This is a genomic window from Ensifer sp. NPDC090286 (genome assembly GCF_044769565.1).
Classification (GTDB): Bacteria; Pseudomonadota; Alphaproteobacteria; order Rhizobiales; family Rhizobiaceae; genus Ensifer.
Genome location: NZ_JBIVYF010000003.1, coordinates 147,605 through 166,363, shown reverse-complemented (window position 1 = coordinate 166,363; position 18,759 = coordinate 147,605). Strand labels below are relative to the sequence as shown.

General features: G+C 62.7%; 22 protein-coding genes and 2 tRNA genes. 9 read left to right on the top strand and 15 right to left on the bottom strand.

The window, feature by feature from the left end; translation table 11 throughout:
* Nucleotides 1-28 precede the first annotated feature (28 nt).
* Complete coding sequence (locus ACIQUG_RS16100; RefSeq protein ID WP_402323163.1) at nt 29-301, bottom strand: hypothetical protein; 273 nt, start codon at nt 299-301, stop codon at nt 29-31.
* A gap of 353 nt (nt 302-654) precedes the next feature.
* A complete protein-coding gene (locus ACIQUG_RS16095; protein ID WP_402323162.1) occupies nt 655-1,038 on the bottom strand; it encodes a hypothetical protein in 384 nt (127 codons plus the stop codon).
* A gap of 268 nt (nt 1,039-1,306) precedes the next feature.
* Here ACIQUG_RS16095 and ACIQUG_RS16090 point away from each other — a divergent pair, with 268 nt between their 5' ends.
* Nucleotides 1,307-2,215, top strand: coding sequence for a DUF1499 domain-containing protein (locus tag ACIQUG_RS16090; RefSeq protein ID WP_402323161.1), 909 nt, complete (start codon nt 1,307-1,309; stop codon nt 2,213-2,215).
* Nucleotides 2,216-2,261: 46 nt separating this feature from the next.
* On the opposite strand, the gene ACIQUG_RS16085 is transcribed toward ACIQUG_RS16090, so the two are convergent.
* From ACIQUG_RS16085 to ACIQUG_RS16070, 4 genes are read right to left on the bottom strand one after another with little or no spacing between them, the layout of a single operon-like run.
* On the bottom strand, nt 2,262-2,846 hold the full coding sequence (locus tag ACIQUG_RS16085; RefSeq protein ID WP_402323160.1) for a DUF4166 domain-containing protein: 585 nt from the start codon (nt 2,844-2,846) through the stop codon (nt 2,262-2,264).
* Nucleotides 2,843-3,295, bottom strand: a complete 453-nt coding sequence (locus tag ACIQUG_RS16080; RefSeq protein ID WP_402323159.1) for a thiol-disulfide oxidoreductase DCC family protein — start codon at nt 3,293-3,295, stop codon at nt 2,843-2,845. The genes ACIQUG_RS16085 and ACIQUG_RS16080 overlap by 4 nt, the downstream gene beginning before the upstream one ends.
* 2 nt (nt 3,296-3,297) lie before the next feature.
* Nucleotides 3,298-4,221 carry an MBL fold metallo-hydrolase gene (locus ACIQUG_RS16075; RefSeq protein WP_402323158.1) on the bottom strand — a complete coding sequence of 308 codons (924 nt, stop codon included), beginning with the start codon at nt 4,219-4,221 and terminating at the stop codon, nt 3,298-3,300.
* Nucleotides 4,222-4,238: 17 nt separating this feature from the next.
* Complete coding sequence (locus tag ACIQUG_RS16070) at nt 4,239-4,535, bottom strand: cupin domain-containing protein (RefSeq protein WP_043616738.1); 297 nt, start codon at nt 4,533-4,535, stop codon at nt 4,239-4,241.
* 203 nt (nt 4,536-4,738) lie between these two features.
* On the opposite strand from ACIQUG_RS16070, the gene ACIQUG_RS16065 reads away from it, so the two are divergent.
* Both ACIQUG_RS16065 and ACIQUG_RS16060 read left to right on the top strand, forming a co-directional pair.
* A tRNA-Gln gene (locus ACIQUG_RS16065) sits at nt 4,739-4,813 on the top strand.
* 121 nt (nt 4,814-4,934) lie between these two features.
* On the top strand, nt 4,935-5,117 hold the full coding sequence (locus ACIQUG_RS16060) for a YegP family protein (protein WP_043616741.1): 183 nt from the start codon (nt 4,935-4,937) through the stop codon (nt 5,115-5,117).
* A gap of 63 nt (nt 5,118-5,180) precedes the next feature.
* Here ACIQUG_RS16060 and ACIQUG_RS16055 read toward each other — a convergent pair whose 3' ends face one another.
* Nucleotides 5,181-5,618 (bottom strand): hypothetical protein, encoded by a 438-nt coding sequence (locus tag ACIQUG_RS16055; protein ID WP_034801335.1) that lies wholly within the window; start codon nt 5,616-5,618, stop codon nt 5,181-5,183.
* Between the two features lie 317 nt (nt 5,619-5,935).
* On the opposite strand from ACIQUG_RS16055, the gene ACIQUG_RS16050 reads away from it, so the two are divergent.
* A tRNA-Pro gene (locus tag ACIQUG_RS16050) sits at nt 5,936-6,012 on the top strand.
* Between the two features lie 206 nt (nt 6,013-6,218).
* On the opposite strand, the gene ACIQUG_RS16045 is transcribed toward ACIQUG_RS16050, so the two are convergent.
* A complete protein-coding gene (locus ACIQUG_RS16045) occupies nt 6,219-7,151 on the bottom strand; it encodes a ribose-phosphate pyrophosphokinase (RefSeq protein WP_402323157.1) in 933 nt (310 codons plus the stop codon).
* Between the two features lie 267 nt (nt 7,152-7,418).
* Between ACIQUG_RS16045 and ACIQUG_RS16040 the strand changes: the two genes are divergently transcribed.
* A complete protein-coding gene (locus ACIQUG_RS16040) occupies nt 7,419-7,832 on the top strand; it encodes a hypothetical protein (RefSeq protein ID WP_043616768.1) in 414 nt (137 codons plus the stop codon).
* Between the two features lie 84 nt (nt 7,833-7,916).
* On the opposite strand, the gene ACIQUG_RS16035 is transcribed toward ACIQUG_RS16040, so the two are convergent.
* A complete protein-coding gene (locus tag ACIQUG_RS16035; RefSeq protein ID WP_192447550.1) occupies nt 7,917-8,090 on the bottom strand; it encodes a hypothetical protein in 174 nt (57 codons plus the stop codon).
* A gap of 208 nt (nt 8,091-8,298) precedes the next feature.
* Here ACIQUG_RS16035 and ACIQUG_RS16030 point away from each other — a divergent pair, with 208 nt between their 5' ends.
* The gene (locus tag ACIQUG_RS16030) at nt 8,299-9,258 is read left to right on the top strand and encodes a bile acid:sodium symporter family protein (protein WP_402323156.1); all 960 of its coding nucleotides are present in this window, start codon (nt 8,299-8,301) and stop codon (nt 9,256-9,258) included.
* Between the two features lie 416 nt (nt 9,259-9,674).
* On the top strand, nt 9,675-9,818 hold the full coding sequence (locus ACIQUG_RS16025; protein ID WP_089045238.1) for a hypothetical protein: 144 nt from the start codon (nt 9,675-9,677) through the stop codon (nt 9,816-9,818).
* Between the two features lie 139 nt (nt 9,819-9,957).
* Here the strand turns inward: ACIQUG_RS16025 and cysN are convergent, their stop codons facing one another.
* From cysN to ACIQUG_RS16005, 4 genes are all read right to left on the bottom strand, one after another.
* The gene (gene cysN, locus ACIQUG_RS16020; RefSeq protein ID WP_402323155.1) at nt 9,958-11,463 is read right to left on the bottom strand and encodes a sulfate adenylyltransferase subunit CysN; all 1,506 of its coding nucleotides are present in this window, start codon (nt 11,461-11,463) and stop codon (nt 9,958-9,960) included.
* Nucleotides 11,463-12,416, bottom strand: coding sequence for a sulfate adenylyltransferase subunit CysD (gene cysD, locus ACIQUG_RS16015; protein ID WP_402323154.1), 954 nt, complete (start codon nt 12,414-12,416; stop codon nt 11,463-11,465). The genes cysN and cysD overlap by 1 nt, the downstream gene beginning before the upstream one ends.
* Nucleotides 12,417-12,459: 43 nt before the next feature.
* Nucleotides 12,460-13,218, bottom strand: a complete 759-nt coding sequence (locus tag ACIQUG_RS16010; RefSeq protein ID WP_192447546.1) for a phosphoadenylyl-sulfate reductase — start codon at nt 13,216-13,218, stop codon at nt 12,460-12,462.
* Between the two features lie 248 nt (nt 13,219-13,466).
* Nucleotides 13,467-15,380 carry a methyl-accepting chemotaxis protein gene (locus ACIQUG_RS16005; RefSeq protein WP_402323153.1) on the bottom strand — a complete coding sequence of 638 codons (1,914 nt, stop codon included), beginning with the start codon at nt 15,378-15,380 and terminating at the stop codon, nt 13,467-13,469.
* Between the two features lie 391 nt (nt 15,381-15,771).
* On the opposite strand from ACIQUG_RS16005, the gene ACIQUG_RS16000 reads away from it, so the two are divergent.
* Both ACIQUG_RS16000 and ACIQUG_RS15995 read left to right on the top strand, forming a co-directional pair.
* A complete protein-coding gene (locus ACIQUG_RS16000) occupies nt 15,772-16,161 on the top strand; it encodes a DUF6152 family protein (protein WP_192447544.1) in 390 nt (129 codons plus the stop codon).
* Complete coding sequence (locus ACIQUG_RS15995; protein ID WP_402323152.1) at nt 16,158-16,640, top strand: DUF6644 family protein; 483 nt, start codon at nt 16,158-16,160, stop codon at nt 16,638-16,640. The genes ACIQUG_RS16000 and ACIQUG_RS15995 overlap by 4 nt, the downstream gene beginning before the upstream one ends.
* Before the next feature lie 4 nt (nt 16,641-16,644).
* Here ACIQUG_RS15995 and betA read toward each other — a convergent pair whose 3' ends face one another.
* Together betA and ACIQUG_RS15985 are read right to left on the bottom strand one after the other, a co-directional pair.
* Nucleotides 16,645-18,297, bottom strand: coding sequence for a choline dehydrogenase (betA, locus tag ACIQUG_RS15990; RefSeq protein ID WP_402323151.1), 1,653 nt, complete (start codon nt 18,295-18,297; stop codon nt 16,645-16,647).
* The gene (locus ACIQUG_RS15985) at nt 18,298-18,756 is read right to left on the bottom strand and encodes a hypothetical protein (protein WP_402323150.1); all 459 of its coding nucleotides are present in this window, start codon (nt 18,754-18,756) and stop codon (nt 18,298-18,300) included.
* Between the last annotated feature and the right edge of the window lie 3 nt (nt 18,757-18,759).

The following is an 18,759-nucleotide window of genomic DNA, read 5'->3' as shown; positions in this document are numbered from 1 at the left end:
AGGCGGCGTTGGCTCGGCCGTGATCGCGTCATTTGGCCTGGACGATCACCGGTCGCGTGACGATGACGGGGCGGTCCCAGCCCCACATCATCATGTCGTTCTGATAACGGAAGGCGCGCGATTCGGCGCGGCGGTCGAGTTCGATCCGCTGCAGGCAGGTAGCGAACGCATCGGTGCCGCGGCGGAAGCCGTAGGATGCGCAGGTGTTGCCGTCTGCGATGCGCCTTTCCTCCGGCGTCATCGTCTGGCACGCCGTTAAGAGAAGCGCAGCTGCGATAAGGATGGACAATCGGGTCATCATGGTTCTCGCGCCTCCTGGGCACAACCGGGTCGTGTGAAGCCGTAGCGGTCTGCGTCTCGCTGTGAGCGATCGAGCGGCACGGCGCCAAAGCCTCGAATCACAATCAATATAGGGACTTGTATCGAGAATCGAAACGAGTGGCGGCGATTCTGTGTCGAGTTCGCGGTTGTACGCGCAGCGGCGTCACCGACCGGTTGTTGTCGTGTCGGAGGCCCATCGAAAGAGTGTGGGAAAAGATCTCTGCGCGGCAACCTGGTCGTGCTTGCGCCGCTGACGAGAAGACTTCCCGGCTGCTCGCGAGCGCGCCGGGCCCATGGCGGACGATCCAATTTTCCCCTGTGCGGGCAGCCGCGTTACATGCGTTCGAGCACGCCGACAAAGGACTCTGCAAAGCGCTCGAGGTCGCGCGTGCTGTCGCTCGGATGTTCGATGCGGACGGCTCGGCCTTGTTGGTCGAGGCAGGCAAACAGGATCGAAGCATCGCCTCCCACATCAGCCATACGGAGCACGGCAATGTTCCGGCAGTCTTCGATCAGATCGCAGGCGGGCAAGGCAAAGAGAAACTCGCCGCCGGCGTTATCTGCGACCGTGCGGACGAAGCTGGTGAAATCGGCATTGTTGCCGGAAAAACCATCGAGGGAGAGTTCGAGCTCAAGGAGCCCCATGGGGATGCCGCCGTCTCCGGCCGGAAGGGCAGAGGGGGTGGCGATGGCCACGGCTGCTTGCGATGCGCCCATTGTCGGTTCTCCGTCGATTGCCGAGCGCCCTCGTTTGATGCCGCGCGCCGGCCGTTGCCTCCGATTGAAACGCCGCGTGCCCTTCGAATCCCGGGCGCGCGGGCACATTCCCATGTGTTGATAGGTGGTTAACGAGAATGGCGATTTTGCGGCGAAGCACAAGGGAGGCCCGGCGCGCGGTGTCGGACTGCCGCATTGCCTGTTTCCTCGGCACGGGGCATGGTCTAAGAATGCGGTCTGTTTCGCGGCAGGGAATTGATTCAACTACATGATGGTCCGGTATGAGCGCCCCTATTCCTTTGCCGCCCATTGGGCGCGCCGCTTCGCCCGTGTCTCCTTCCTGCTCTTTGTGCTCTCGCTGCTGGCGCATCGCTTCGGACCGCTGACGACGCCGCATTTCCTCGCCTTGATCGGTCTGGCCGGCATCTTTGCCCTCTTGGGCGTGCTGTTCGCCGTCGTCGGGCTGGCGCGCCTGTGGCAGGTTGCTGCGATCGGTGGTCTGGCGTCTGCTGCAGCCCTGGTCTATGCCGCGCCGGCGCTCGGCTTCATCGGCTATGGCGTCGTCCAGTATCTGACCCGCCCGGAGATCTACGACGTCAGCACGGATACCGTGACGCCGCCGCCGTGGCTCAAGGTGCCGCAGGCGGAGGAGAGCTGGCTGAAGCGCAAGGCGGCGGTAACGCCTCAGGACCGCGAAGCGCAGATCCTCGCCTATCCGGCTCTGACCGGCCGGCGCTATGACGGCGCACTCGACCGCGTCTATCAGGGGGTGCGCAACGTCATCGAACAGAACCGCGTCGGCATCACCGAGGAGCTTGGGGTCGAGAATGCCCGCGCCGATCTGGAGGATCTCGCAGTGCGGCCGAATGCGGGCGCGGACACGAACGCCGAGCCGGAAAACGTACCTGTTCCGGCGGCGCGTCCGGAGATGGATCTCGAAGGCGCGATTGCCGGCCGTCGCGCCAGCGATGTCGTGCTGCAGGGCGAATGGCGCACGCTGATTGCAGGCTTCCGCTTCGACGTGTTGATCCGGCTGCGCGAAGAGGCGGAGACCACCTTCGTCGACCTGCGGGTCGCCTCGCGCTACGGGCCTCATGATCTCGGCATGGGCGCCGCCTTCGCCGACCAGTTCCTGCGCGGGCTCGATGCCGAGCTGCTGGGCATTGCCGGCGACTGACCGGCCGAAAGCCCGCCAGAAAACATGATTGCGGGCGCTTCGCGACCTACAGGTCGTCCGTCGGCTCGCCCGCTGGTCGTAGCCAGCCGCGATAACGCACGATCAGGCCGGTCAACGGGCTTTCGACCTCCACGTGGAAATGAAACAGGCCGTCGCGATCTTCCTCGAAAGTCCGGCCACCGGGCGCAAACAGCAGAGGGAGCGGAAGGCCGAGGAAGGACCAGGCGCGCACCGAGAGGTGCAGGCGGTTTTCCCTGGGCTCCAGCGCGCAGAGGACGCGGAACGGTCCGAAATCTTCCGCGAGCAGTTCCTCGTTCCGCCGTTTGGCCCCTTGTTGCGAACTGCGCAGGACTTTCCCGCCGAAACGTCGGGTCCAGACTTCCAGACCCTTGTCGCATGCGAAGTGGATTTCGACCGGAACGTCCGCGCCGGCGCGGGGAAAGCCGAGGATTGAGGCGACAAGGCGCGCTCCTATCGAGGCGCCGCGATCGATGATCGCGCGCCCGCGAAAGGTGGCATGCCCTTCTGGCCGGCCGTGCAGGGCGCGGATCGATGCGGGCACGTCGTCCCACCGCCGGCCGAGGATCTGGCGATAGAGGCTTTGCTCCTGGGTCATGTCCTCCGTCGTCATGCGATGAAGCGTCCGCGCTCCTCGGGCGTCGGCACCATGCAGGTCTGGCGGCGGCCGGCGATGCGGTAGCGGTTTCTCGCCACGAAATCATAGAGCGGATCGCGAAGGGCAGCGGGCAGGATCCGGAAAATGTTGGCGAGCGACCACGGCAGGCCCAGCCGCGCAAGCGTGCGGATCGACCCGTCGGACTTGAAACGGGCGACGCCGTCCTCGATCAGCATGTTGCTTTCGAAACGGACGGTATCGAGCCCGTAGTGCCGGTAGAGCGCCTGGCCAAGTGGCGACTGGGCGGTGAGGTAGCGATATTGTGCCTGCCGGTCATGGCGAAGCAGGAAGCGCACCCAGCCGGAACAGAAGATGCATTCGCCGTCGAAGACGATTACCGGCTTGTCGTCGGCAAAGGCGGGCACGGAAGCATCGTTGCGATAGCTGTAGGCCTCGCGCCGCATGATCAGCCGGCTCCGCCGGGCGCCAGCCGATAGGCGCCGAGAAGCGAGGGCGGGCCATCGGTCTCGATCCGTCCCTGCTCGATCAGGTCTTCGAGATGGGCGAGCACCGACAGTGCAGCCGCCCCATGCAGCCGCACGTCGGTGGAGGCATAGATGACCTTGACCATGTCGGGGATATGGCTGTCACCGGCGCGGATGCGTTCGAGCACGGCGCGCTCGCGCATCTTGCGATGGGCGCGCAGGCCTCGCAGGAAAGAGGCAGGCTCGCTTACCGGCCCGCCGTGGCCGGGCAGGTAGAGACGTTCGTCGCGGGAAAGCAGCTTTTCGAGCGAGGCCATGTAATCCGCCATGGCCCCATCCGGCGGCGCGACGATCGTCGTCGCCCAGGCCATGACATGGTCGGCGGAAAAGAGAATACCGGTGCCATCGAGCGCGAAGGCCATGTGGTTAGCCGTATGGCCGGGCGTGGCAAGCCCTGTCAGGCTCCAGCCGTCACCCTCGATACGCCCGCCGTCGGCAAGCACGAGATCGGGGACGAATTCCATGTCCGAACTCTCGGCGAAGGGATTGCTCTCGCCCGCATGCAAGGGACGGGCGGAGCGGTGTGGGCCTTCGCCGACGATCACCGCACCTGTGGCAGCCTTCAGCCGACGCGCCAGCGGCGAGTGGTCGCGATGCGTGTGGCTGACGGCGATATGGGTGACCTCGCGGCCGGCGAGCGCCGTCATCAGCGCCTGGAAATGTGCCTCGTCATCGGGACCGGGATCGATGACGGCAACGGAGCGCTTGCCGACGATGTAGCTGTTGGTTCCGTGAAAAGTGAAAGGGCCGGGATTGTTGACGGTGATGCGCTGCACGTCGTCGGCGACCGTCACGGCCTCGCCATGGGCCGGCTTGAAATCGAGATCGAAATCCGGGCCCTGCATGCGTCTCTTCCTGGATTTCACTTGTATTCGATCTCGATGAACGACATCGGCTCGGCTCCGGCATTGACGACATTGTGCGCCACGCCCGCCTCACGGCGGTAGGCGGCCCCTTTGGCGATGTCGACCCGGCGGCTGCCGGCCTCTTCCTCGAGCAGGAACTGGCAGTCGGTCATCGGCACCACCACATAGCCGAGCCCATGCACATGGTGACCGGTGTCGGCCCCAGGCTCGAAATCCCAACGGGTGACCCTGACGACCGCGTCGTCGACGAGAACGGTTGGAACGGCAGGGGGGCGGGCGCGAAACTGGCTCATGAAACTCTCCATCTGCCGGGACAATAGGAGGTGCGGCCAGCGAAGGGAAGGGTACATCCGGTACCCGCCGTGAGTACCATTCTGCGTCGTCGCCAACAAATCCGCCGAAAATTCAACTTAGTGCCAACTTAGTGATTGTGACGGGCGGCGAGCTTTGATAATCAGGCGCTCGATTTGGCGGACGTATCGTCCTGCCAATCCGTTGGGGCGTCGCCAAGCGGTAAGGCACCGGTTTTTGGTACCGGCATTCCCAGGTTCGAATCCTGGCGCCCCAGCCACATTTCTCCAGGCAGCTGATCCATTGGGCGAGCGCGCGCGCCGGATATGCATGCACTCTTGTCAAGTCACCCTGCAACTGACACGCTAGTTTCGTTGATTCCAACATGTGTGAGGGAGAAGATGGCTCACAAATTCGAAATCTACAAAGACAAGGCTGGCGAGTTCCGCGTTCGCTTCAAGTACAACAGCGAAATCATGTTCTCGACCGAGGGCTACAAGACCAAGGCCAGCGCGCAGAACGCCATCGACTCGATCAAGAAGAACGGTCCCGACGCACCCGTCGAGGACAACAGCAACGGCTGAGTTCGACGCAATCCCCTAGAAAAAACCCGCCGATTTTCACCGGCGGGTTTTTTGTTTGTTGCCTTAGCCTGCTGTTGCCGCCGGCTTGGTCTGGGCCGGTGCGCCGAGGAACTCTTCGCACCAGCTCGGGCCCTCCGCGCGCTTGCGGTCGCCGGCAATATGGATCGAGCGGATGACGTAGTCGGACGAGACGGTCAGCTGCACGGCGCAGCTGAGATATTCGGTGCGCGCCGAGGAAATGCGCTTGCCGCGCTTGCCGTCCTTGGTGGTTTCGTACTGCGCCGGGATCTTGCGGGTCTTGTAGCCGCCCTTCCAGCTATAGACCGTGGAGCTGCCGCTTTCGACGTCGGAGATCGGCGGACCGTATTGCGCGAAGAAGCCGCCGGCCGGCTGGCCGAGCCAACGGGCTTCGACCGCGTTCCTGGAAATCCCCGTTCCGGTCGTCGTGCAGCCGGCGAGCACGAGCGCGAGGCCCGCCACCGTCATCATGCGGAAGTTCATGTTTCTGCCCCTTTGGCTCTCGTTCTGAAATAGGCATGGCGCGCAAACCCGTGTCCCCTGGTTTTCCGCGCTTTCCGTTGAGCCTCTAGCGCCAAAAGAGACGAAAGGAAATGCGCGCAACGGCTCCTGTTCCAGGAAATTATGAAGCGTTGCAGAAAGTCCCTATCGCGCGGTCTGTCGGGCGCTGTCGGCGCAGACAAGGGCCATTCTCCGCCTCCGTTTTCCACCGTCACAAATTTTTTGAGAAAGGCGCAATGTTTTTCGAGATAGGCGCTTGTGAAATCAAAATGCCTGTTCTATAGAGGCGCCGCTGGTCACGGAGTGTAGCGCAGTCTGGTAGCGCACCACGTTCGGGACGTGGGGGTCGCAAGTTCGAATCTTGCCACTCCGACCAGCCAAATCAATTGCTTAGTCGATCTTTCCCGAAATATGCGCCAGTGCGCGGATCGACTGCAGGCCGCTTCAATCATCACCGTTGGAACGTATTCGCCGCTTGTGCCGCGTGTTTCTGTGGTTTCGGACGCAAGGGCAGATTGCGTCTTTTTTTGATCGGCAAGCGCCGGCTGGCCAACCAAAACGGCCTTGCACAGTTTGCGTCAGTCAGTTGAAAAGGCTTGAAACGCTTTGCTCGCGGGCGGTGCGGGCGAGGGCCTCGCCCAGCAGCGGCGCAACGGTGATCCGGCGGATATTGGCGGTCTGGCGCTGCGCATCGGTGTCCTGAATGGAATCAGTCAGCACCAGTTCCTTGAGGTTGCTGGCACCAATGCGCTCGCAGGCGCCCGTGGAGAGTACGCCATGGGTGATATATGCCGAGACCGCTCGTGCACCCGCCTCCAGCAATGCGTCAGCCGCATTGATCAAGGTCCCGCCGCTATCGATGATGTCGTCGATCAAAAGGCAGGTCTTCCCGGAGACGTCACCAATGATGTTCATGACCTCCGAAACGCCGGCGCGGGGGCGCCTCTTGTCGACGATCGCAAGATCGGTGCCAATGCGCTTGGCGATGCCGCGCGCCCGTGCCACGCCGCCCACATCTGGCGAAACGACCATGAGATTTCCGACGTCGTAGCGCTCCTTGATATCGCGCGTCATCACCGGCGCCGAATAAAGGTTGTCGGTCGGTATATCGAAAAAGCCCTGAATCTGATCCGTGTGCAGATCCAGCGTCATAACCCGGTTGACACCCGCACCGGCGATCATGTTGGCGACCAGCTTGGCTGAAATCGGCGTGCGGCCAGTGGCCCGGCGGTCCTGGCGGGCATAGCCGAAATAGGGGATGACGGCGGTGATCCGGCGCGCAGACGAACGGCGCAGCGTATCCGTCAGGATCAGGAGCTCCATGAGGTTGGCGTCGGCGGGCGTGCTCGTCGACTGGAGGATATAGACGTCCTCGCCGCGCACGTTCTCGTGGAGCTGAACGTTGACTTCCTGGTCGGCGAAGCGCTCGACCGTACAGTCCGTGAGGAGAAGATTGAGGTATCTGGTGATGGCTTCGGCAAGGGCGCGGTTGGAGTTACCGGTCACCAGCTTCATGAGCGCAATCCTGTTTCAGGGAGCCTTCGAGGCAGCTTTAGTGCCTCACTGACGGATTCACAACCAGCGCGGCACATTTTTGTGACGCACCCGGTTTGGGTTGACGGTAATGGCTATTCCCGTTGCTGCAGTCCGGTGCCGTTCGTCGCCCCTTCCAAGCCGTTGGTCGAATAGAGGTGTATTTGCAGGCGGGTCGCTCTGTTGGTCCAGCGGCGAAGTCTCTAGCGTTCCGCCATTAGATGCTGACGACGAGGAACGGACATGTCGATCAAACACCTATCCATTGCGGCGGTTCTGCTGGTGGCCGGCCATTCGGTGGCGGCGGCGCAGAGCTGCGAAAAGAATTTCAAGGCAAACGGCGTGCCGCTGGTGACGCCGGTCTTCTACAAGACCTGGCAGGAGTTCCCGAAGCTGAAGCCCGAGACCGCCCTTCAGCGCATGGCGCGTGGCGTCGCGGCGGAAGGCTTTTCCGGGATCGAGATCAACAAGGCACTCGGAACCATCGAGGCCTATCAGGATACCGCCGGTTCCGGACGCCTGCAGACATTGCGGGTCGTCGCCCGCAAACGCGGTTCAGGCACGCGGGTTGATGCGATGTTTGATATTCAGGTGGGACAGGTGGCCACCAAGCAGGTGGTGCAGGAAGGGCTCTGCAACATCATTCGGTCCGCAACCGAATAGGGACACCCTGCGCACGCCTCTTGGCGTGCGCAGATAAATGAGTTTGAGTGCCGTCAATCGGCCCTGGAGCGCTCGGTAGGCTGGTCAGCCCTGCTTTTCGAGCGCCTTCAGCGCAGTTTGGGCAACGGCCTGCGCCTGCAGCATCGAGGTGAAATTGCCCTGTGCGGGGTAGGTGACGCCGCGATGCTTGATGACGAAGCACCATTTGCCGTTCTGGCGCTTTTCCACCGTCACGCTCGTTTCCGGCTGGTTCGTCATCGTCGTCTCCCTCAAGATCCCGTGCTTTCGCTGTCTTGATCTGCCTGATATCCCCGGGACGTGGTCGCTGTCCATATGCGTCGCGTTTATGTCGGGTTCTGCGGTTTCATTGACACAAAGTTGCGGCAGGTGGCGTTTTTTGTTCGAAGCGTGTTGAAGCCGCCCGCGGGCGGACCTAGACAGCGGCCATCACGTAAGGAGTAAGATTTTGAAGGCCGTTGCATCGTTTTCCCAGTTTGTCGGACGCACATTCGCGCTCTGGGTCATTGTTTTCGCCATTCTCGGGTTCGTCTTCCCGGATATTTTCAAGCAGATCACGCCCTATATCGTCACCCTGCTCGGCATCATCATGTTCGGCATGGGCCTGACCATTTCGCTCGACGACTTCAAGGAAGTCGCCAAGCGTCCGTTTGAGGTCGGTATCGGCGTGGTCTCCCAGTTCCTCATCATGCCGTTGCTCGCGGTTCTGCTGACGGCCGTCATCCCGATGTCGCCGGAGGTGGCTGCCGGCGTGATCCTCGTCGGTTGCTGCCCGGGCGGCACCTCGAGCAATGTCATGACCTATCTCTCCAAGGGCGATGTCGCACTGTCGGTCGCCTGCACCAGCGTCACCACCCTGCTTGCGCCGATCGTCACGCCGTTCCTCGTCTGGACATTTGCGAGCCAGTATCTGCCTGTCGATGCGACTGCGATGTTCATGAGCATCGTCAAGGTGGTGCTGCTGCCGCTGGCGCTGGGCTTCTTCCTGCAGAAGCTGTTGCCGGGTCTGGTCAAGGCGGCGGTGCCTGCGCTGCCGCTCGTCAGCGTCGCCGGCATCGTCTTGATCGTTGCGGCCGTCGTCGGCGCCAGCAAGGGCGCGATCGCCAGCTCCGGGCTGCTGATCTTCGCCGTTGTCGTCCTGCACAATGGCCTCGGCTATCTCCTGGGCTTCTTCGCCGCCAAGGCGGCCGGGCTGTCACTTGCAAAACGCAAGGCGATCGCCATTGAGGTTGGCATGCAGAACAGTGGCCTCGGCGCGGCCCTCGCCAATACCTATTTTTCGCCGGTGGCAGCGGTACCGAGCGCGATCTTCAGCGTATGGCACAACATTTCCGGTGCGCTCCTTGCCAATTATTTCGCAAGCCGCACGGAAGACGAAACGACCGAGCCGGTGGTCAGCACTCGCTGACCGGGCGTTGGAGACGTGAAGCAGGAGAGGGCCCGCAGCGGCCCTTTTTTGTTTGGCCTACCGCACCTGACGGTCAGGCGGACTGTCCCACGACGTTCGAAAACCGTGAAACAGCCCTGTCGATCCTCATGATCGATGCGCCAAATTACGAATGCGAAACCGGATTGGAAGGCTCGGTTGTGGCGACCTCGTGCCAAGGTGAAGCATTCGTCAGTCCTGTCCCGGAATGGGGCAGTCTCGTGCCTGCGGACAAGGCTCGAAGATGGCGGCCGAGTGCTTGGGCCCGACAGTGTAACGTCATCGGTGACAGCGTTATCGTTCACATGGAAACACGGCGTTCATCAAACGGCGTCTTATCAGTGTGAACAATCAGGGCGATATTTCCATCAACACTTGTTTTTGCCCGAGAGGCCCGGATGTTGAAGGAACCGATTTTCACCTTTCGCGAGATCGCCATCTGGTCCGCCATTCTTGGCAGCGTCGTCGGCTACCAGCTCTGGCAGCATGCCGATCCTGCGCCGCTGACGATCACTCTGCCCGCGATCGAGCAGCAGCTTTGAGACGATGGCGCCGGTAGGTGCTACGCCGCCGCCACTTCATAGAAAGACGCGCCGGTAGTGATCGCCGACGGATCTCAAGCGCCCAAGTAAACAAAAAAGGGGGTCGTTCTGGCCCCCTTTTTGCTGTGTGTGATGTCGCTCAACCGTCGATGTCGTCGATGATCTCGACGGCGCGGCCGGCGCTCACGCGTCGGACTTCGGCTTCCTCGCGGCGGCCGGCGAAGAGTTCGGTCGCCATCAGCTGGTCGGCGAGGTCGGCCGGCAGCGAGAGGATGACGCGGGCATCTTCCGTGTGGATGCCGCCGAGCGCCGAGCGCTTGGCGGTGATCATGCCGCCGGCCAACGTGTTGTTGGTGTCCGGATCGATCAGGATGAAGGCGCCGGTGGTTCGGTTCTGCTCATAGCTGTCGAAGATCGCCTGCTCGTCGAAGGCGAGGTGCACCTTGCCGATGGCGTTCATCGGCAGCTGGTCGGCCTGGTTCCACTTGCCGGTCTGCAGATCGAGCTGGCTTGCTGGCTGCACCTGGACGCGCTGGCGGCGGCTGCCGCTCTTCAACCAGTAGCGCTTGCCGGGCTGGATGCCCTCGGCCTGCAGCGCGACCAGCTGGGCGTCGAAGGAAAGGCCCGTCAGCGGCTGGCTGTCGATCGCCACGATCATGTCGCCGCGCGAGACGTCCACCTGGCGGTCGAGCACGAGCGTGATCGCGTCGCCGGCGACCGCCGCGTTGCGCACGAGATCGAAGGTGACGATCTTGGTGACATTCGCGACCATGCCGGAGGGCAGGATCACGACGCTGTCGCCGGGCTTGACCGAGCCGCCGGCAACCGTGCCCTGATAGCCGCGGAAGCTTTCGCCCGGACGCGAGACGCGCTGCACCGGCAGGCGGAAACCGACCGTCTGGGCCGAACGGGTCGTTGCCAGTTCCAGCACTTCGATCAGCGTCGGGCCGTCATACCAGGGCATGGAGGCGCGGCCGTCATAGACAACGTTCTCGCCCTTCAGGGCCGAGACCGGAATGGCGGTGACCTGGCGTACGCCGAGCGACAGCGCCAACTCGCGGAACTCGTTGCTGATCTCTTCGAAACGGGCGCGGTCGTAGTCGGTCAGGTCGATCTTGTTGACCGCCAGCACGAACTGCTTGATGCCCATCAGCGTCGCGATCGTCGCATGCCGGCGGGTCTGTTCAAGCAGGCCGACGCGAGCATCGACGAGCAGCACGGCGAGATCGGCGGTCGAGGCGCCGGTTGCCATGTTGCGGGTGTATTGCTCGTGGCCGGGCGTGTCGGCGACGATGAAGGAGCGCTTATCGGTCGAGAAATAGCGATAGGCGACATCAATCGTGATGCCCTGTTCGCGCTCGGCCTGGAGCCCGTCGAGAAGCAGCGCGAAGTCGGGCAGGCCGAGATCGTTCTGCTTGCCTTTGGAATCGCGCTGCAGCGTCGCCGCCTGGTCTTCCTTGACCGCCTTGGTGTCCCAGAGCAGGCGGCCGATCAGCGTCGACTTGCCGTCGTCGACCGAGCCGCAGGTGATGAGCCGAAGCGGACGGCTGTCACGGGTGGCGCGCGCCGGCTCCTGCGCCGGAAAGGCCAGAACCTCGCCGGCTTGAGCGTGCTCAACGGCATTCGCGGTTGCGGTTGCGGTCATCAGAAATATCCTTCGCGCTTCTTCTTTTCCATCGAGCCGGACTGGTCACGGTCGATGGCGCGGCCCTGGCGTTCGGAAACGGTCGCGGTTTCGAGTTCGGAGATGATGTCGTCGAGCGTCGTCGCGTTCGAGCGGATGGCGCCGGTCAGCGGGAAGCAGCCGAGCGTGCGGAAGCGGATCACTTCCTCGCGCTTGGTCTCGCCCGGCAGAAGTTCGAGGCGCGGATCTTCGGCGAGGATCATCATGCCGTCGCGTTCGACGACCGGGCGCTTTTCAGCAAAGTAAAGCGGAACGATCGGAATGTCCTCGGCCTGGATGTAGCGCCAGATATCGACTTCGGTCCAGTTGGACAGCGGGAAGGCGCGCACGCTCTCACCCTTGCGGATCATGCCGTTGTAGACGTTCCACAGTTCCGGGCGCTGGTTGCGCGGATCCCAGCGATGGTCCGGCGTGCGGAAGGAGTAGATGCGCTCCTTGGCGCGGCTTGCCTCTTCGTCGCGACGCGCGCCGCCGAAGGCTGCGTCGAACTGGCCGGCGTCGAGCGCCTGGCGCAGCGCCTCGGTCTTCATGATGTCGGTATAGAGCGCCGAGCCGTGGGTGAAGGGCGTGACGTTCTCGGCGGCACCGCGCGGATTGACGTGCTCGATCAGGTCGAGGTCGTAGCGCTCGACGATCTCGTTGCGGAACGCGATCATCTCGGCGAACTTCCAGCCGGTGTTGACGTGCAGCAGCGGGAAGGGCACGCGGCCGGGATAAAAGGCCTTGCGTGCGAGATGCAGCAGCACGGAAGAATCCTTGCCGATCGAATAGAGCATGACCGGGCGTTCGAACTCGGCGGCCACTTCGCGGAAGATGTGGATCGCTTCGTTTTCCAGTGCCTTCAGATGCGGATCGAGCGGCGGCTTGGCGCTCTGCGGGTTATGCAGTTCCGTTTCCGGATGGATATGGGGCATTTCAGTCTCCGGGAGGATTTGTCTTGGGATGAGCGCGCCAGCTTCAGGCGGCGCTGCTCGAATTGGGGATGATGGAGCTTGCGGCGGCTTCCGGAACGTGCAGACCACATTCGCGCTTCTCGTCGTTCTCCCACCACCAACGGCCGGCGCGCTCGGGCTCGCCGGGCTTGATGGCGCGGGTGCAGGGCTCACAGCCGATCGACGGATAGCCGCGGGCGTGCAGCGGGTTGACCGGAACAGCATGGGTGGCGACGTAGCTATTGATGGTCTCGATGTCCCAGTCGGCCAGCGGATTGATCTTGATCAGGCCGCGTTCGGCATCTGCCTCGGCAAAGGGCGTGGAGGCGCGGTTGCCCGACTGGCCGCGACGCAGGCCGGTGATCCAGAAGCTTGCCCCTTCGAGTGCGCGCGCAAGCGGCTTCAGCTTGCGCACGTCGCAACAGGCATGTCGTGCTTCGACGCTTTCGTAGAAGCCGTTGAGGCCGTAACGCGCTGCGTAAGCGTCGATGTCGGCCTTTTCCGGATGGTAGCGCTTGATCAGGATGTCGAAGGCTTCTTCCGTCTTGTCGATCAGCGCTGCGGTCTCATTGAAGAGGCGGCCGGTCTGAAGCGTAACGACATCGACGGCGAGCTTGTTCTTGCCGATCGCGGCGGTAATCACCTGGTCCTCGATGCCGAGCGAGGTCGTAAAGACCGCCCGCCCTTCAAGGCTTGCGACGAGCGCCAGCCGCCCGGCGAGATCAAGGCCTTCGAGCCTTTCGTTCAGTGCCTTGGCGGTGGTTTCGAGGGATGACGTGGTCATGGCTGCGTCCTGTTCCAACTTGGGCGGAATATCGCAGCCGAACAGGTCAATGGACAGAAATAGCGGTTTCTAATGCTGTTTGTTTGGAGCAAATCTGCCTCTCAGATCGAAAAGCAGCGAAAAACCGAATATAGACTAGTAATTTACTAGATTTAATACTGTACCGCTTGCGGCTGGTGGGTCGTAAAAAAAGCAAAAGGCGCGAACCCTGCTGTCCGCGCCTCCCTGGTTGGCAATCGACCGGATCGTCAGAACTCTGCCCAGCCGTCCTCCTGTGGCCGCGCGCTGCCGCGATAGGCGCTTGCGAGCTTGCGGGTCAGGGCCCGTGCGGGCGAAGGGGCTACACTTTCCGTGACGGCACTTGCCACGCGGCGCGGCGCGGCCGAAGCGCCGTTGCCGGTCCTGAAGCGCATCAGGAGGTCGTTGAGCGCGCCGGCCTCGCGGGCAAGACTGTGGCTGGCGGCGGTCGATTGCTCCACCATGGCCGCGTTCTGCTGCGTTCCCTGGTCGATGGCGTTCACCGCCGTGTTGATCTGCTGGATGCCGGCTGCCTGTTCGCGAGCGCTTTCGACGATCGCCGTCACGTGGCTGCTGATCTCCTTGACCTCGACGATGATGCTTTCGAGCGCCGCACCGGTCTCGCGCACCAGGGTGACGCCGGATTTGACCTGCTGGCCGGATGTGGCGATCAGCACCTTGATCTCCTTGGCGGCCTGGGCCGAGCGCTGAGCGAGTTCACGCACCTCCTGGGCGACGACGGCAAAGCCCTTGCCGGCCTCACCGGCGCGGGCCGCCTCAACGCCGGCATTGAGCGCGAGCAGGTTTGTCTGGAAGGCGATATCGTCGATGACGCCGATGATGCTGGATATTTCCCGCGACGAGGCCTCGATGCCGCTCATGGCCGTGACGGCATTGCCGACGATTTCGCCCGATTTCTCCGCAGCACCGCGGGTGCGGGTCACCAGCGTGCCCGCCTCTTCTGCGCGCCGGCTGGCATCGGCGACGGTGGTGGCGATCTGGTCGAGAGCGGCTGCGGTTTCCTCGACCGAGGCAGCCTGCTGTTCCGTGCGCTTGGAGAGGTCGCCCGCCGCCGAACGGATTTCGCTGGCGCCGGCATTGATGCTGCGGGCGTTCTCGCCGACCGAGCGCAGAGCGTCCTCAAGGTTGGTCACGGAACTGTTGAAATTGGTGCGCAGCGCGTCGAGCCGTTCGGCAAGCGGCGTTTCGATCCGGAAGGTGAGGTCACCTTCGGCAAGGCGATCGAGGCCAAAGCCAAGCGCACTGACCGCCGTCTGAACCTCCGCGGCCTCTTTCGCCTTCTGCGCTTCGCGCTGTTCGCGCTCGCGTTCCGACAGCGAACGGCCGGCCTCCGCCTCCTGCTCCAGCCGCTGGCGTTCCAACGCATTGTCGCGGAAGACGGCGACCGCGCCGGCCATCTGGCCGATCTCGTCGCGGCGCCCTTCGCCGAAGATCAGCGTCTTGAGATTGCCGGCGGCCAGCTGGCGCATGGCTTCGCGCAGCTTGGTCAGTGGGCGTAGAAGGCCGGCAATGACGAACCAGACGGTCGCGCCGAGCATGAGCAGGGCGAAACCGGCAATCACGCCTTGCCAGAGTGTGAGGTTGTTCTTCTCGGCCTTCGCCGCTTCGAGCTCGGCGTTGGCCTCCGAAAGCTGCAGCTTGATCAGGTCGCTGATCGGCGCAGCGAGGGGATCGACGGAGGAGTAGAGTTTGGTATCGACGAAGCGTTCGAGTTCGGCCTTGTCCTGACGCTGCATGATCTGAACAAGATCGCGGATCGACGCATCGCTTGCGATGCGCGCCTTGTCGAAAATCTCGGTCAGCTTCTTCTCCTCGGGCGTCAGCCGCGTGGCCTCATAGGTGCGCCAGCGCGTGTCGATGGTTAAGAGCGCCAGGTCGATCGCCTTTGCTCCGGCCGCCCAGTCCAGGGCGCCGCTGCGAACCTTGTGGGTGGTGTCGACGATTTCGACCGCATACATGTCGGACACCGTTTTCAGATGATCGACCGGCAGCAACCGGTCGGCGACAATCGACTCGGTGCGTTTGGAGATGGAAGTCATCGCACTGAAGGCCGTGACGATCATGACCAGCATGGCGACGGCGAGCAGGGACAGACACACGAGCAGGCGTGCTTTGATTGTCATGAATAACGCTCCGCGGTTGCCCGCAAGGCAAATCATCCTCGGCCGATGCCGCGGGGATGGCCGCAAAGGCATCGGTAAGCGAGCTCGCCTTGGCAGGGGAGTGATGTCGATGATGGGATGGAGCACGCGATATTGCGCGGCGAAACTGCCGTCATGGCACGTTCGCCCAGCGTTCACTCCGTCTCATATAGACATAACAACCGGAGATTAAGAATGGCTAAATTTTAAGCTGTTCATGAGTTCGACATGCAACTTTCGGTCACGGCGTTTGTCGCCGCGCCAGACAAGGTCGGCGCCCTTCTCTTCAAGAAGTGTTGAACGCTCAGCGCTTCCGTCAACGGCTATTCAGGTCCAAGCTTGGGGCTCCCGAGACAAACGAAGGAGCAGGTCGATGCTGGATGCCATTTCACGCAGAGGTTTAGCTGGCGTTGTGATCGCCGCCGTGCTGGCCACCGGCGCTTATGCCCATCACGGCTGGTCCTGGGCCGAGGCCGACCAGATCGAGCTCAAGGGCACGATCCGCGAAATCTCCATGGCGCCGCCGCATCCGACGCTTCAGGTCGAATCGACCACGGACGGGACGTGGCACGTCGAACTCGGCAATCCCCGCCAGACGGAACGTTCGGGCTTTATCGAGGGGTCGGCCAAAACTGGCGACGAGGTCGTTGTTCTCGGCAATCGCTCGCTCGACCCGAACGAAAAGCGCATGAAGGCCGTACGGATCACGGTCGCGGGCAAGACCTATGACATCTATCCGGAACGCATCCGGGCTGGGGGATGAGTCCGGCCGAGCTTGCCGAATGGGTCTCCGGCTGGCCGGTTGGGGCAGCACTCAGGCGCTCGGCGCTGCTCTATCTCGTGGTCAACGCGGCCCACATCCTGGCGATCGGGCTCTTGATCGGCGCGATCGTGCCGCTCGACCTGCGGCTGCTCGGGCTCGTCGGACATGCGCCGGTCGACGTGCTCGGCCCGTTCCTTACGCGGGCCGCCGCCATCGGCCTCCTGCTGGCTATCGCCACGGGGGTCTGCCTCTTCAGCGTCAGGCCCGCGGCCTATCTCGCCAATCCGGCATTTCTGGCGAAGCTCGCATTGCTGGCGCTTGGCGTCCTCAATGCGCTGTCGCTGCGCCTGGGTACGGCCTGGCGGACCGCCTTGGCGGGCGGCATGATAGCCCCCCGTCTGCGGCTGCAGGCGCTCGTTTCGCTGGCCCTGTGGCTCGCCGCAGTGCTCGCCGGCCGCTGGATCGGCTTCATCGGATAGCCGTTTACCGGTCGCTGACCTGCCAGCGCGGGTTGATCCAGGGCTCCTGGTTGGAGCGGGCGAGCGGCTGCTTGCCAAGAATATGGTCGGCCGCCTTCTCCCCGGTCATGATCGAGGGGCTGTTCAAGTTGCCGTAGGTCACGTGCGGGAAGATCGAGCTGTCGGCAACACGCAAGCCATCGACGCCGATGACGCGGGTCTCGGGATCGACGACCGCCATCGGATCGTCCTTGGCGCCCATCCGGCAGGTGCCGCAGGGGTGGTAGGCGCTTTCCAGATGCTCGCGCAGGAACGCGTCAATCTGTTCGTCCGACTGGACGTTCTCGCCCGGCTGGATCTCCGGACCACGGTAGTGGTCGAAGGCCTTCTGGCCAAAAATCTCGCGGGTGAGGCGCACGCAGTGGCGGAACTTCTCCCAGTCTTCCGGGTGGCTCATATAGTTGAAGCGGATGACCGGGTCCGCCATCGGATCGGAGGAACGCAGCGTGACGTTGCCGCGTGACTTCGACAGGTTGTAGCCGACATGCACCTGAAAACCGTGCGTGTTGGCGGCAGCCTTGCCGTCATAGCTGATTGCCACCGGCAGGAAGTGGTACTGGATATCCGGCTGCTTGACGCCGGGGGCCGAGCGCAGGAAGGCGCAGGCCTCGAACTGGTTGGAGATACCGAGGCCCTTCTTGAAGAACAGCCACTGCGCACCGGCAACGCCCTGCCAGAACCAGGGCAGCCAGGAATAGAGCGACACCGGCTTGGTCGAGACCTGCTGGAAATAGAACTCCATATGGTCCTGCAGGTTTGCGCCCACACCCGGCCGGTCGACCTTCACCTCGATGCCCATGTCCTTCAGGTGCTGGGCCGGGCCGATGCCCGAAAGCATCAACAGTTTCGGCGAATTGAACGAGGAGGCCGAGACGACCACTTCGCGGTTCGCCTTGACGATCTCGATCTTGCCGGCGCGCTCGATCTCGACACCGGTCGCCCGGCCGTTCTCGATGACGATGCGGCGGGCGAAGCAGCGCACCAGAGAGACGTTCCGCCGTTTCATCGCCGGTTTCAGATAGGCGTTTGCCGCCGACCAGCGCCGGCCCTGCCAGACGGTCTGTTCCATCAGCCCGAAGCCTTCCTGCTTCGAGCCGTTGTAATCGTCGGTCACTTCAAAACCGGCCTGCTGGCCCGCCTCGATGAAGGCATGGAACAGCGGGTTGTGCACCGGCCCGCGCTTGACGTGCAGCGGTCCGTCGGTACCACGCCAGCCGGCTTCGCCGCCGTCTGAGTTTTCCATGCGCTTGAAGTATGGCAGCACGTCCGCATAGGCCCAGCCGCGCGCGCCAAGCTCTTCCCAGCGGTTAAAGTCCTCGGCATGCCCGCGCACATAGACGAGACCGTTGATCGAGGAGGAGCCGCCGATCACCTTGCCGCGGGGTGCCGTGATGCGCCGGTTGTTGAGGTTCGGCTCGGGCTCGGAGAGGTAGCCCCAGTTGTAGCGCTTCATGCTCATCGGCCAGGCAAGCGCTGCCGGCATCTGGATGAAGGGGCCCGCATCCGTGCCGCCATATTCCAGCACCAAAACGGTATTCTTGCCGTCTTCCGAGAGACGATAGGCGAGCGCCGAACCGGCGGAGCCGGAGCCGATGATGATGTAATCTGCGTTCTGCATTTAGACGAGCCTCGTGACGAGGGTTTCCCAATCGCGCGCATCGACCGTCGAAGGCTGGAAGGCAAAGTTCCCCTGCACGGTCAGATAATTTGAGTAGTTCGTGATTTGTTTTGCCGCTGCGCCGGGGAGTGAGAGGACGTCACTTCCCAGAAATTTTTTCCGGGGATTTCCCAAGGCGCGAAACTTGAATGGAAGCATCCAATTTTCTGCCCAGATCTCGCCCTCAGTTCGATTTTGGTCTGGAGTGGAGCAGGTAACGAATGGAACAGTAAATGCCTTCCAAGGCTCACAATAAAGAATACCGAATGAGCCGACCGGCATCTTTTGGGATTTGGTGATTTTGCCCTTGTTTGTTGCTTCCGAACCCAAGGCCACAGCCCATGTCGAAGCGCCATATCCGGCCCAAATATTGGTGATCGACTTAGACGAAAACACATAGACATTGATTGAGTTGCTCATTTG